Source organism: Pseudomonas sp. KnCO4 (genome assembly GCF_045344305.1).
Lineage (GTDB): Bacteria > Pseudomonadota > Gammaproteobacteria > Pseudomonadales > Pseudomonadaceae > Aquipseudomonas > Aquipseudomonas anuradhapurensis.
Window position 1 is genome coordinate 1,690,864 of record NZ_CP174199.1, and the last position, 13,447, is coordinate 1,704,310.

Annotated in this window: 11 protein-coding genes; 3 read left to right on the plus strand and 8 right to left on the minus strand. The window is 67.6% G+C overall.

Features of this window, described 5'->3' with window-relative positions; genetic code table 11:
• Positions 1-80 precede the first annotated feature (80 nt).
• The 3 genes from ACJA3S_RS07895 to ACJA3S_RS07905 all read left to right on the plus strand — a co-directional run bounded on the left by ACJA3S_RS07895 (position 81) and on the right by ACJA3S_RS07905 (position 1,769).
• Positions 81-371: a DUF5629 family protein gene (locus ACJA3S_RS07895; protein WP_406821402.1), complete on the plus strand. Its 291-nt coding sequence runs from the start codon at positions 81-83 to the stop codon at positions 369-371.
• Positions 337-1,467, plus strand: a complete 1,131-nt coding sequence (locus tag ACJA3S_RS07900; protein WP_406821403.1) for a lactonase family protein — start codon at positions 337-339, stop codon at positions 1,465-1,467. Before ACJA3S_RS07895 ends, ACJA3S_RS07900 begins: the two co-directional genes overlap by 35 nt.
• Before the next feature lie 122 nt (positions 1,468-1,589).
• On the plus strand, positions 1,590-1,769 hold the full coding sequence (locus ACJA3S_RS07905) for a hypothetical protein (protein WP_406821404.1): 180 nt from the start codon (positions 1,590-1,592) through the stop codon (positions 1,767-1,769).
• A 33-nt stretch (positions 1,770-1,802) separates the two neighbouring features.
• Here the strand turns inward: ACJA3S_RS07905 and ACJA3S_RS07910 are convergent, their stop codons facing one another.
• The 8 genes from ACJA3S_RS07910 to ACJA3S_RS07945 form a co-directional block, all read right to left on the minus strand.
• Positions 1,803-2,396: a glutathione S-transferase gene (locus tag ACJA3S_RS07910; protein WP_406821405.1), complete on the minus strand. Its 594-nt coding sequence runs from the start codon at positions 2,394-2,396 to the stop codon at positions 1,803-1,805.
• Entirely contained in the window at positions 2,393-6,037 is a 3,645-nt protein-coding gene (locus ACJA3S_RS07915; RefSeq protein WP_406821406.1) for an AAA family ATPase, read from the minus strand. The genes ACJA3S_RS07910 and ACJA3S_RS07915 overlap by 4 nt, the downstream gene beginning before the upstream one ends.
• Positions 6,034-7,272, minus strand: coding sequence for an exonuclease SbcCD subunit D C-terminal domain-containing protein (locus ACJA3S_RS07920; protein ID WP_406821407.1), 1,239 nt, complete (start codon positions 7,270-7,272; stop codon positions 6,034-6,036). The genes ACJA3S_RS07915 and ACJA3S_RS07920 overlap by 4 nt, the downstream gene beginning before the upstream one ends.
• Positions 7,273-7,575: 303 nt before the next feature.
• The gene (locus ACJA3S_RS07925; RefSeq protein WP_406821408.1) at positions 7,576-9,210 is read right to left on the minus strand and encodes a BatD family protein; all 1,635 of its coding nucleotides are present in this window, start codon (positions 9,208-9,210) and stop codon (positions 7,576-7,578) included.
• The gene (locus ACJA3S_RS07930) at positions 9,207-10,925 is read right to left on the minus strand and encodes a tetratricopeptide repeat protein (RefSeq protein ID WP_406821409.1); all 1,719 of its coding nucleotides are present in this window, start codon (positions 10,923-10,925) and stop codon (positions 9,207-9,209) included. Before ACJA3S_RS07930 ends, ACJA3S_RS07925 begins: the two co-directional genes overlap by 4 nt.
• Positions 10,922-11,998: a VWA domain-containing protein gene (locus ACJA3S_RS07935; RefSeq protein ID WP_170029012.1), complete on the minus strand. Its 1,077-nt coding sequence runs from the start codon at positions 11,996-11,998 to the stop codon at positions 10,922-10,924. Before ACJA3S_RS07935 ends, ACJA3S_RS07930 begins: the two co-directional genes overlap by 4 nt.
• A complete protein-coding gene (locus ACJA3S_RS07940; RefSeq protein ID WP_406821410.1) occupies positions 11,991-12,485 on the minus strand; it encodes a DUF4381 domain-containing protein in 495 nt (164 codons plus the stop codon). Before ACJA3S_RS07940 ends, ACJA3S_RS07935 begins: the two co-directional genes overlap by 8 nt.
• Positions 12,486-12,498: 13 nt before the next feature.
• On the minus strand, positions 12,499-13,443 hold the full coding sequence (locus ACJA3S_RS07945) for a DUF58 domain-containing protein (protein WP_406821411.1): 945 nt from the start codon (positions 13,441-13,443) through the stop codon (positions 12,499-12,501).
• Positions 13,444-13,447 lie beyond the last annotated feature (4 nt).

The following is a 13,447-nucleotide window of genomic DNA, read 5'->3' on the forward strand; positions in this document are numbered from 1 at the left end:
GTAGGAGCGGCCTGGTGTCGCGATGGGCTGCAACGCAGCCCGGGGGGTATAATGCCGGCACATCCCTCACAGGTAACCCCATGTCCCCCCTCGCCACCGCCCTGCAGTCCTGCGACATGCTCCTGATCGACGGCCTGCACGCCTTCGATTTCACCATCGACGAGTCCGGCCTCACCGTCGAATGCATGGACGGCCGCCAGTTGCGCCGCTGGTCCTTCTCTGCCGAACAAGTCGCCGCTGCCGTCGCCATCGCTGACGAATGGCAACTCGACGATGCCGACGGCGCGCATCGACTAGTCTGTATGAGTGCCTTTCGCGCCCCGGATGATAATGACAATGAAGCGGATCTGGACGAGCCTGCTGGCCACTAGCCTGATGAGCCTGAGCCTCAATGCCCCTGCCGCCACCTTGCTGGTGGGCAGTTACACCGACGGTGCCAGCCAGGGCATCTACCGTTATCGCTTTGACAGCAAGGCCGGCCACATAGACCCCACGCCGCTGCAGGTGGTGAAAAGCGTCAGCCCCTCGTGGCTGGTACTTTCGGCCGACCAGCGCCAGCTGTTTGCGGTCAATGAAACCCCTGGCGGCCAGGTCAGCAGTTTCAGCGTCAGCGCCAAGGGCGAGATCAAGCCGCTCAACCAGGTGGCCAGCCAGGGTGACGAACCGACCCATGCCAGCCTCAGCCGCGACCAGCGTTACCTGTTCGTGGCCAACTATGCGGTCAAGCCCGACCCCGGCAGCAGCCTGGTGGTGATCCCGGTGGCCAGGGACGGCAAGCTCAAGCCGGTGGTGCAACATGCCCGACACCAGGCCAGCGGGGTCAACCCCGAGCGCCAGGCCAGTGCCCACGTGCATTCGCTGGTGCTGTCACCCGACGGTCGGCACCTGTACGCCAGCGACCTGGGCGCCGACAAGGTGTTCATCTACCGCTACGACGGCGCCAGCGCCGACCACCCGTTGACACCGGCGATCCCGGCGTCGGTGGATCTGCCACCGGGTAGCGGGCCGCGCCACCTGTTGTTCGATGCCAAGGGCCGGCATGCCTACCTGACCTTGGAAATAAGTGCCGAGGTGGTCATGTTCGACGTGCAGGACGGCAACCTGGTCGAACGCCAGCGCCTGCCCCTGGCCGAGCGCCAGGAGGCGGCGGCGAAAGCGGCCGGTGGCTTGCACTTGTCGGCGGACGGGCGCTTCCTGTATGTGAGCAACCGTGGCACGAGCAACGAGATCGTCGCCTTCAGCGTGGGCAAGCAGGACGGCCAGCTGACGCTGTTGCAACGCCGCTCGGTGGAGGGTGATCATCCCCGGGAATTCGCCCTCGACCCGAGTGACAACTTCCTGTTGGTGGCCAACCAGAAGAGCAACCAGATCGTGGTGATACGCCGCGACCCACGCAGCGGCAAGCTGGGGGAAACGGTGCAGACGCTGAAGCAGGACGCCCCGTCGGACTTGAAATTCATCGAGTGATATCGATTGCCGTGATAACCGATACTGCCGCAATGAATTTCTGCCGGCGCCCTCGGCGGCGTAAGTTTGACCCAAGGCCCGGATGGGCCACCGTCAAACCACCGCCGTCGAGGTCAACCCAGATGAACTTCAATCTCTTCCCGGTCATTGCTGCATCCGCCATTTCCGCTTCGGTCGTCCTGCCGACGCATGCCCACGCCGACAGCAGCGGCAAAGCGTCCGCGACCCACAGCTACACCGAGCAGTACCTGCGCCAGAGTGCCCACTTCCATGCGGCCCTGAGCGGCAAGCAACACGCGTGAATCCGCCTCGCTCCTACAACGGACCGTATGAACCTATTTGGCCATGACTGCCTTGAACAGTGCCGAAGCCAACCAGCCCTGCAGCCAGCTCCGCACCCGCGGATAAGCCGCCTCGGCGAACCACTGCGGTTCGACCCCGGCAAACTGGCGCATCAGGGGCAGCAGTGCGGCATCGGCAATGCTCGGATGGTCGGCCAGCAGGTAAGGCCGGCCGGCGAGCAAGCTTTCAAGCTCGGCCAGCCAGGTTTCGGCCTGTTGCCGGTAATGTGCGCGGGAGTGCGCCGGGTAGCGCTCGGCGTACTTGTACAGGTTCACCTGCGCCTTGAACGTGCTGTCGTTGCGCGCAATCAGTGCTTCAGCCTGCTGCGCCGCAGTAGCGTCGGCTTGCAGCCGCCAATCCTGCGGGTCGTTGCGTGCCAGCGCCCAGCGCATGATGTCCAGGCTCTCTTCCAGCACCTCGGTACCGGTATCCAGCACCGGCACCGTGCCCTTGGGCGACAACGCGAGCAGTTCTGCCGGCTTGTTCTTCATCGCCACTTCGCGGATCTCCACCTCGCAGCCGGCATAGCGCAGGGCCAGGCGCGCACGCATGGCCCAGGGGCAACGGCGGAACGAGTAGAGAATCACCCGCACACCTCCACATCGCTAAGGCCGTTGCCCTGCCGGCGCACCTGGATCTGCACCGGGATGCGTTCGTGCATTTCCTGCACGTGGGAAATCACCGCCACCTTGCGGCCCTGGGCCTGCAGGCCGTCGAGGGCATCCATGGCCAGTTGCAAGGATTCCGGGTCGAGGCTGCCGAAGCCCTCATCGATGAACAGCGATTCGATGCGCAAGGTGCTGGAGGCCATCGAGGCCAGGCCCAGGGCCAGGGCCAGCGACACCAGGAAGGTTTCCCCGCCCGACAGCGAGTGCACCGAACGCAGCTCGTCGCCCATTTCGGTATCCAGCACCAGCAGGCCAAGGGCACTGCCGCCGCGCTTGAGGCGGTAGCGGCGGGCCAGCTGGCGCAGCTGGGTGTTGGCGTGGTGCAGCAACAGGTCTAGGTTGTAGCCCTGGGCGATCTTGCGGAACACGTCGCCCGAGGCCGAGCCGATCAGGGCGTTCAGGCGGGCCCAGCGCTGCCATTGCTGGTGGGCCTGCTCGATCTCTGCCGCCAGCGCCTGGTGCGCCTGTTGCCGGCGCTGGTCGTCGGCCTGCTGGGCGCGCAGTTCGGCACACTGCTGCTCATGCCCGGCCAGGCGTTCACGCAAGTCGGCCAAGGCCTGTTCCAAGGCTTCGGCCGAGGTATCGACGGCCATCTGCGCGGCATGCTGCTGCAGGCGCTGCTCACGTTCCTGCAGCAGCACGCGGCCTTGTTCGATGGCTTTTTCGGCGCCTTGCAGGCGCTGGCGCAGCTCGTTCACCTGGCTGTCATCCATGGCCAGCAGGCGATCCAGGCCGGCATCGTCCAGTTCCGGATGTGCGCTGCGCCACTCAGCGATCTGCGCTTGCAACTGCTGGCGCTCGGCCTCCAGTGCCTGTTGCTGGCGGCAGTTGGCATTCAGTTCACTGGCCAGTTGCACGCCCTGGTTGCGCAGCTCCTGCAGGCGTTGGGCAGTGTCCGCCTCAAGCGCACGGGCCTGTTCCAGGGCGGTGTCCATGTGCTGTTGCCAGGCTTCGGCGCTGGCGTGTTCGCCCAGCAGTTCGCCGAGCGAGGCCTGGGCGTGCTGGCGCTGTGCGTCGAGGGCGGCAAGCTGTTGCTGCAGCTGCTGCTGGGTTTGCACGCGCGCCTGGTGCTGGTCGTGCAGCTTGTCCAGCTGGGCCTGGCGGGCTTGCTGTTCCTGCTGCTCGTCCTTGCGTTGCTCGAGTAGCTGCAGGCGCAGGGCGATCTGCTGGTCCAGGGCCAGGAAGGCGTTGGCCGGGTCGTCGCTGAGCGCCTTGAGCACTGTTTCCGGCAACACGCCGGCCAGGTCGTTCAGGCTTTGCTGCAACTGCTGCTCGTCGCTGGCCAGGGCCTGGTGCTGGTGCTCGAGGTGGCGCTGGGCTTGCTGTTGCGCCTGGTGGGCGGCCTGCAGCTGCTGGTTGAGGCGGGCGGCATCCTTCTGCAGCGCGAGCAGCGCGCTCTGGCGTTGCTCGTCGTGGCTGATTTCCTGCTCCAGACGCCGCAGCTGCCCGTCCAGCCAGGTGCTGCGGGCCTTGTCGTCCTGCGGCGCCAGGGCCGGCCAGAGGCTGTGCGCCTGCACCTGGGCCACCTGGGCTTGCAGCTGCTCGCCCAGGTGCTGCTGTTGCTGCTGGTAGTCCTTGAGCTGGGCGTTGACCACGCCCAGCTGGGTGCGCAATTCCACCAGCTTGCTGTTGAAGGTATCGACCTGCTGCTGCGCGGCGTCTTCTTCGGCCTGGTCATGCCGGCCCAGGCTCTGCAGCAACGCTTCCGGTTGATGGAACGGATGCTCGACGCTGCCGCACACCGGGCAGGGTTCGCCGTCGCGCAGCTGCTCGCGCAGCGCTTCGACGCTGGTGTTGCGCGCCAGGCGCTGGCGCTCCAGCAACTGCCGGGTGAGGTTGAGCGCCTGCTCGGCAGCTTGCAGCTCGGCCTTGGCGGCGGTGCCCTCGCTGATCAGTTGCTGGCGCTGCTGCATGGCCTGCTGTTGCCGCTCGCGCAGCACCGCCAGTTGTTCGTGCAGTTCCAGTTCACGGCCATGCAGGCGTGACAGCTCTTCCACGGCGCGCTGCTGCTTGCGGTTGTCCTGCAGCATGCCGCCCAGCAGGTCGATCTGCTCCGCCAGCGCCTGTGGCTCGGCCTTGGCTTCGCGGAACAGCAGGTCGAAGGCTTCGCGCTCGGCCTGCAGTTGCGCAGTGGCCTGGCTGGCCTGGGCCTGCAGGCCGGGCAGTTCCTCGCGGCCCTTGGCCAGGCGGCCACCGATCAGCATCACCTGCTTCAGTTGCGGCAGGTAGGCGTGCCAGGCATCGGCCAGGCCCGCCAGGTGCTGGCTGTCGGCGAGGGCGCTGTCGATCTGCGCCAACTGTTGCAGGCTGCGCTGCTGGTGCTCGTGCAGCTGCTGCACCTGTTGCTGGCCTTCGGCAACCTGCTGGTCGGCCTGCTGGCTGGCGCTGCGCTGGGCGGCCAGCTCCTGATCCAGGCGGGCCAGGTTGTCCTGGGCGGCGAAGGCCTGGCGCAGCCGCGGCGCATTTTCGCCGTGTTGCGCCTGGCTGTCGGCCAGTGCCTGGCGTGCCGCTTGCAGCGCCTGTTCGAGCTCGCCGGTCCGGCCCTGCAGCTCAGCTTGCTGATGCTGTTGCCCGGCAATTTTTTCCGCCACCGGCGCCAGTTGTGCATCCAGCGTCTGCTGGCGATGGAACTGATGACGCAGCGGCGCCAGGCGCTCCAGGCGGACCAGGTCCAGGCGCTGCTCGGCCAGTTGCTGCCAATCCTGTTCGGCGGCCTGCAGGGCGCTGCTGGCTGCGGCGTGCTGGGCCTGCAACTGGTGTTGTTCATTCAGCCAGTTGCGTTGCTGTTCCAGCTGGCGCTCGGCGGCCTGGTCGGCCTTGAACTGCTGCTGTGCCAGCTCCAGGCGCTGGTCGAGTTCGGCGCGAGCTTCGGCGGCCATCGGCAGCAGGTGGCTGGCACGCTCCTTGAGGGCGTTGTGGGCTTCGCCGGCCTCGCGCGCCTTGCTGAAGGCGCGTTGGCCCAGGCGGGTATAGATGGCCGTGTTGGTGAGCTTTTCCAGCAGTTCGCTGCGCTCTTTGTCGTCGGCCTTGAGGAAGGCGCCGAACTCGCTCTGGGCCAGCATCACCGCGCGGGTGAACTGCTCGAAATTCAGGCCCAGGCGGGCTTCGACCAGTTGCTTGTATTCGTTCTTGCCGCTGGCCAGCACCTGCTCGCTGTCCAGGTCGTAGAAGCTCTGGCGGCTGAGCTGCAGCTTGCCGTTGGCCTTGTCGCGGGCGCGGTTGGCTTCCCAGCGGGCCCGGTAGCGGCGGCCATCGATGCCGACGAAGTCGACTTCGGCAAAGCCGCTGCCGGTACCCCGGCGCAGCAGGTTGCGCGGGTCGGAGGTGGGGATGTCGCCGTCGGCGTCCGGCACCTTGGCCTCGCGGCCGATGTCGTTCAGCCGCGGGACGCTGCCGAACAGGGCCAGGCACAGGGCGTCGAGCAGGGTACTCTTGCCGGCGCCGGTAGGGCCGGTGATGGCGAACAGGCCGGCGCTGGCCAGCGGCTCGGCGGTGAAGTCGATGTCGATCGGGCCGGCCAGCGATGCCAGGTTCTTCAGGCGGATGGCGAGAATCTTCATGGCTGTTCCTCTTCCTGCTGCACGTCCTGCAACAGCAGGGCAAAGTCGGCCAGCGCCTGTTCGTCGACAGGGTTGCCATAGGCCTGCTCCCAGGCGCGGCTGAACAAGTCCTGCGGGGTCATCTGGGCCAGTTCGACGAAGGCCAGGTCGTCGTCTTCGGCGTTGTTGCGGCCGGCGTATTCGGCACTGATGCGCACCAGGCGCACGGCCTTGCCTTGCAGGGCGCCTTCGATCTGCTGGCGCAGGTCGGGTTGCGGCTCGTCGAGGATCACCCGCACTTCCAGCCAGGGCTGGCGGTTGGGGTCTTCAAGCAGGTCGATCACTGGCAGCTCGCCCAGTTGCACCAACAGGTCGCCCAGCGGTGCCGGGCCAACCCGTTGCAGGGCCACCGCGCGCGGTACCGGGCGCGGCTCGACGCTGACCAGGCCGCTGCCATCCAGCTCCACTTCCAGCACCTGGTGCGGGTAGTTGATCTCGGCGAACGACAGCGGGATCGGCGAACCGCTGTAGCGAATGCGTTCTTCGCGGTTGACCTTCTGCGGCTTGTGCAGGTGGCCCAGGGCGACGTAGCTGATGGCCTTGTCGAACAGCCTGGCCGGCAGCGCCTCGGCGTTACCGATGATCAGGCTGCGTTCGGAGTCCTCCGACACCGCGCCACCGGCCATGTGCGCGTGGCTGATGGCGATCAGCGCCTGGTCCTTCTTGCGCTTCTTCTGCGCAGCGGCAATCAGTTGCTGGTGTACCTGGGTGATGCCTTGCAAGTAATCGTCGCCCAGTTGCGGGCCAGTCACCTCGGCCGGGCGCAGGAAGGGCAGGGCCAGGCACCAGGCGGCGACCTTGCCACGGCCATTGGTCAGCGGGATCAGCAGGCGCTCGGCGTCCAGCTGGCCTTCGTCCAGCCAGTGCACGCGGCCCAGGGCATGGGTACGCAGGCGGCGCATGAGTGCAGCGGGCAGCTCGATGCGCGAGCCGGAGTCGTGGTTGCCGGCGATCATCACGATGTCCAGCTTGGGCAACTGTTCGTGGGCCTGGACGATGAAATCGTAGAGGCGCTCCTGGGCTTTGACCGGCGGGTTGACCGTATCGAAGATGTCCCCGGCGATCAGCAGCGCATCCGGCTGACGCAGGCGCAGCTGGCCGAGCAGCCATTCGAGGAAGCAGGCGTGTTCGAAATCGCGTTCCTGGCCGTGCAGGCTTTGGCCCAGGTGCCAGTCGGAGGTATGAAACAGACGCATGGATGACCTGTTGGTGTCGAGTCGAGCAAGCGAGGGCTTGGCTTGGGTGATGGGCGTTGCGCAAGGGCGGTATGGTAACCCAAGCGTGGGGCCGCTGTGCGCCCCGATCGCCGGCAAGCCTCAAGGCCGGCGCAGCGCATTCTGTAGGAGCGGCCTTGCGTCGCGAAAGGGCTGCAAAGCGGCCCCGGCAATCTGACAGTGATGCGAAAGTCCCGGGGGCGCTTCGCACCCCTTTCGCGACGCAAGGCCGCTCCTGCAAAAAGGGAGCGGGCAGCCCATGACGAGCCCCGGGCAGGTAGCCGATTACTTGGGATAGAGCGGCGGCAGGCTGCCGTTCTCGCCCGTTGGCAACAACACCTGCTCAGCCGGCGGAATGGTACCGATCGCCCGCCACAGATCCTCACCCTGCCAATACTGCCCGCTCTCGCTGTACAGCGCCCCGTTCAAGCCGTCCAGCGCATCCGACAGCGGCACGAAGCGCGCCGCCATTTCGGCCAGGGTTTCCGGCTGCTGCCGGGCCCAGGCGTCCAGTGCCTGGCGGGTGGCCTGCGGGTCGTTGGCCTGGCAGGCGCGCTTGAGGTCATCCAGCAAGGTACGCGGGCTCGGCCCGGTCTGCGCGGCGCGCAGCACGGCCGGTTGCGAACGGGCGCGCCACCACAGGGCGAAGCCCAGCACGCTGGTCAGGGCAAACAGCAAGGTGGCCAGCTGCCACGGCCACAGCAGGCTGCCGGCACTGCTGCTGTCGCCCGCCGGGGTATCGGCACTCAGTGCCGGGTTGTCCTGCACGTTGAGCGTACGCGCCGGCAGGCTGCTGTGCTCCAGGTGGTCCTCGCGGGTGTTCCACCAGGCTACTTCCAGTACCGGCAGGGCCAGTGCGCCACTGTGGGTCGGCACCAGCGCCTCGCGTTCTTCACGGTTCGCGGTCATGCCCCGTTCGCCAATCTCGTTGCGCAGCAGCGGCTGGTCGGGATAACGGCGCAGCCCGGTGATTTCGGTGGCTGGCAGCGGTGGCAGCTGGGTGCTGGACAAGCCTTCGGCACGCAAGGTGATGTTCCGGGTCAGCGAATCGCCAATCTGCACCTGCTGGTCGCCCGGGTCGGGGTTCCAGTGCTCTTCCAGGCTCAGGCTACGGGCCGGTAGCCACGGCACGCCAGCCGGCCAGGCCGCCGGAATCGGCCGCACGGCCAGGCGCAATGGCAGCGAGCTGACCTGCACCTGGCGCCCGGCCCGGGCCGTGCCGTTGGCGGCCGAGGCCGCGTCCGGGCTGGCGGCAGCGGTGGCGCTGAAGGTCAACGACGGTATCTCGAGGGTACCGCTCTGCTGGGCATAAATGGCATAGCGGGTTTCGATCACGCCGTGGCGTACGCCGTTGATTTCCTTTTCATAGGTACGCGATTCGCCCAGCGGTTCGACCTTGGCGTTGTCCAGTTGCAGCGGGCTCAGGCTGCTGTCGTCGTACAGTGCCACCGAATGGTAGATGCGCAGGGTCAGCACGGCCTGGGCCTGGACATAGACGTCGGCAGTGTCCAGGCTCGCTTCGATGAACACCTGGGAAGCGCTGTCCTGGCGGCTGGCGTCGGCTTGCAGGACTTGCAGGTCGATGGCCTGGCTGTGCGACTGGCCCAGTTGCAGTTCGGGGATGCGCAGGCTGCCACTGCGCCGTGGCAACAGGGTGATGATCCAGCGGGTGCTGGCGCGGGTTTCGCCATCCAGGCTGTGCAGGCTGTTCAGCTGGCGCGTGCCGCGCACCTCGAAGTCGTTTTCCAGCGCGCGCAGGTCGGGCTTGCCAAACTCGGTGATGTCCTGGCTTTCCAGGGTCAGCTCGAGGCTTTCGCCGGCCTCCACGCGGGTACGGTCAACGCTGGCCCGCAGCAGCGGTTCGGCCTGGGCCAGCACGGCCCACAGCAGGCCGAGTAGAAAGACGCCGAAGCGACTCATTGTGGATTTTCCTGTTGCAATTGCTGTTCATACCAGAATTTGCGCCGCAGCAGCTCGGCCGGGTTGTCGGGGATCTCGCGCAGCCACTGTTCCAGGGCCTGGCGCTGTTCGGCATCGAGGCTGGTCGACACCGGGCGCTGCGGCGGCTGAATCACGCCGTCATCTGCGCCCGCCTGGTTGCCAGACGCGGCCTGGCTGTTGCCGCTGCCTTCACCGGGCTGTTCGCTGCCAGGCTGTTCATCATCGCCCGGTGTGCCTTGGGCCGGGCTGCTGGCCGAGCTGCTGTTGCCTTCGGTTTCGCTGCCGGGCGTGCCTTGGGCATCGCTGTTGGCCGGTTGCTCGTCGGCCTTGGCCGTCCGCTGTTGTAGCAGTTGCTGCAGCAGCGCCTGGTTGTCCAGCGCGGCTTGCAGGTCGGGCTGGCGCTCCAGGGCTTGTTCATAGGCGTCCAGCGCAGCTTCCAGTTCGCCGCTGCGGGCCAAGGCATTGCCTCGATTGTAGTGGGCTGCGGCCGTGTCGCCCTGGGAAAACGCTTCGGCGGCAGCGGCATAGTCGCCGGCCTGGTACAAGGCCATGCCGCGCCATTGTGGGTCGTGGAAGTGCCGCGCGGCGCTGGCCGGGCGGTTCTGCTCGAGCAGGCGCTGGCCTTGCTGGTCGGGGCGCAGCCACAGGTCATTGAATTCGAAGGCGTGGCTGGGTTGTGGCACGGCCAGGAGCAAGGGCAGGCAGAGCAGCCAACCGCGTCGGCCGGCACAGGCGGCCAGCAGCAACAGCGGCAGCAACAGCCAGTAGCCTTGGTCGGCCCAGCTGTCCAGTTGCAAGGTCTGGCCGTCACTGCGCCCGCTGCGTGGGCTGTCGAACAGGCCCAGGCCGCGCAGGTCGAGGTCGTCGATCCGGGCATGCCGGTAGCGCCCGCCGGTGCCGCTGATGAAGCCCTTGAGGCTGGCGCTGTCCAGCCGTGGCAGGAGGATGCCGCCCTGGTCGTCCTTGAGGTATTCGCCGTTGGCCTGGCGCACCGGTGCACCCTCGCGGCTGCCGATGCCCAGCATCAGCAGGCTCGGGCCCTGGCGGCCGAGGGCCTGGGCGATACCTTGGCGCTCTGGCGCACTCAGCGCAGAACCGACCAGCAACAGGCGACCCTGGCCCAGGCCGCTCTGGGCCAGCAGGGCCAGGCCTTTCTGCACGGCGAGATCGGCGCGCTGGCCGGGTTTGGGCATGATCGACGGGTCGAGCGCCTCGAGCAGGTTGCGGGTGGTCGCCAGGTCGTCGGACAGCGGTACCAGGGTGTGCGCCGAGCCGGCATAGACCACCAGTGCGGTCTGGCTGTCGCGGCGGTGCTCCAGCAGGTCGAGGATCTTGCGCCGCGCCTGCTCCAGGCGGTTGGGGGGGCTGTCCTCGGCGAGCATCTGCGGGGTCAGTTCCAGCAGGATCACCAGCGGGTCGGCCGGGCGCTGGCGGCTTTCTTCCACGCGCTGCCAGCTGGGCCCGAGCAAGGCCAGGACCACCAGCGCCCAGGCCAGGCCCAGCGCCACCCAGGGCAGCTTGCTGCTGCTGCCACTGCCACCGCCGAGCAGCACGCCATGGAACGCCGGCGGCAGGATCATCTGCCAGCGCCCGGCGCGCTTGCGCCGGTGCCACAGCTTGTACAGCAGCCAGCCGAGCAGGGGCACGGCCAGCAGCCATAGCGGGCGCAACCATTCAGGCCACAGTTCGCTCATCGCCGTCTCCTCAGGCGCAGACGCTTCAGCCGTTGCCGCCACTCCGGGTGCGGCTGCAGGAAGCGCGGCTTGCGCAACACCCGCTGCAGCAGGTTGTCGGGCCATTGCACGGCGACCACCAGCAGCACGCTCAACAACAGCGCCAGGGCCAGCGGCCAGGCGTAAAGGGCCTTCGCGGTGCGCGACTGGGTCGGTTGCTGGGCCACCGGTTCAAGCTGGTCAAGGGTGTCGCCAATGGCGTCCAGTTCGGCGCCGTCATGCGCGCGGAAGTAGCTGCCATGGGTGATTTCGGCAATTTCCTTGAGCGAGGCTTCGTCCAGGTCCAGGCTCGGGTTGAGGCCGAGCAGGCCCGGGGTGCCGCTGGCCTCGGGGTTGGCGCCGATGCCGATGGTGTAGATACGCACGCCTTCCTGGGCGGCCAGGCGGGCGGCGGTCAGTGGGTGGATCTGCCCGCCGTTGTTGGCGCCGTCGGTGATCAGTACCAGCACCCGGCTTTGTGCCGGGCGTTGGCGCAGGCGCTTGACCGCCAGGCCAATGGCGTCGCCGATTGCCGTGTTCTTGCCGGCGATGCCGATCTGGGCTTCGTCGAGGAAGGTGCGCACGGTGCGCCGGTCGAAGGTGAGCGGGGCCTGCAGGTAGGCCTGGCTGCCGAACAGGATCAGGCCGACGCGGTCGCCTTCGCGGTCCTGCAGAAAATCGCCGAGCAGCGCCTTGACCAGGTCGAGACGGCTGATCTCCTCGTTGTGCCACTGCATGTCGGGGAAGTCCATCGACCCGGACACGTCCACTGCCACCAGCAGGTCGCGGCCGCTGGCGGCCACCGGGACCGGGTCGCCCAGCCATTGCGGGCGGGCGGCGGCGCACAGCAACAGCAGCCAGATGACGACGAACGGCGCCTGCTGGCGCCAGGTTGGCAGGTTCAGCCGCGCGCGGCGCCCGGCCAGGCTCTCCAGTTCGTTGAGGAAGCCGACCTTGAGCACCGGTTCGCCGCTGTCGGCAGCCGGCAGTACCAGGCGCGCCAGCCACGGTAACGGCAACAGGGCGAAGACCCACGGCCAGGCCAGTTCAAACATGCTTGCGGATCCAGGTTTCGACGGCTTGGCTGAGCCCGGCGATGGCTTTGTCGTCGAGCTTGCACTCGGGTTTGTAGGCGCCTTCGACCAGCACCATCCAGCGGGTCAGGCCGGCGGCCGGGCAGCGGTTGTCGAGAAACGCCAGCCACTGGCGGCCGTTGAGGGTATGGCTGTTGGCCCCCGGGTAGTGGATGCGGCACAGGCGCTTGAGCAGCGCGTTGATCTGTTGCAGCCAGGCACCAGCGGGGGCGCCGTCATAGGGGCGCGGCAGGCGGGCCAGCTCGGCCAGCGCCTCTACCCGCACCGGGTCCAGCGGTTGCTCGGCGCGTACCACGCGGCGTTTGCCCGGGCGCCAGCGGCGCAGGCGCCACAAGCCCCAGGCCAGCAGCGGCAGCACGGCCAGCAACACCCACCAGCCGGGGGCCGGTGGCCACAGGCTGATCGGCGCCGGGGCGATCAGCGGTTGCAATTGGTCAAGCGGGTTCATTGGCCGCAGCTCTTCATGACGCGCTCCGTGGCCGCTGGGCATTCAGGTATTCGCGCAGTTGCTCGATCATTTCGCTCTGGGTACTCAGTGGCATCAGCAGCACGCGCAGCTTCTGCGCCATCAGTTCCCAGCGTTCGATGCGCGCTTCGGCCTGCTGGCGGTACGCCTGGCGCAGGTTGGCGTCGAGGGTGTCGAGCTCCAGTTGCGCACTGCGCTGGGCAAAACGCAACAGGCCGGCGGCGGGCAGGGCGTGGTCGAGCGGGTCGGATACCGGCATCAACAGCAGGTCGCAATGGCGCGAGAGCATCGCCAGGTGCTGTTCCACCTGAGCGGTGAGCGAGCGTTCGTCGCAGATGATGATGGCCAGGCTGCCGGGGCGCAGTACCTCGCGGGCGCGGCGCAGGGCCAGGCCCAGGCTGTCCGTGCCGGGGCTGGCCTCGGTGTGCAGTGCCTGGTTGACCTTGGCCAGGCGGTTGAGCAACTGCAGCAGGCTCTGCTTGCTGCGTCGCGGCTTGATTTCGTGGTGTTCGTTGTCGCCGAACACCAGCCCGCCGATGCGGTCGTTGTGGCCCAGCGCGGCCCAGCCGAACAGTGCTGCAGCCTGGGCCGCCAGCACCGACTTGAACATCAGCCCCGAACCGAAGAACAGCCGCTGGCTCTGCTCGACGAGGATGAAGATCGGCCGTTCGCGCTCTTCATGGAACAGCTTGGTGTGCGGCTCCTGGGTGCGGGCGGTGACCCGCCAGTCGATGTTGCGCACATCGTCGCCGGCCTGGTACACGCGCACCTGGTCGAAGTCCACGCCGCGCCCGCGCAGCTTGGAATGGTGCAGGCCCACCAGCGGGCTGCGCTGGCCAGGCCGGGAAAACAGCTGGATTTCGCGCACGCGGTGGCGCATGTCGATCAGTTCGGCAAGGCCGATACGGATGCCGGGTTCGGCCAGCGACGCGGTGGGCATGGGC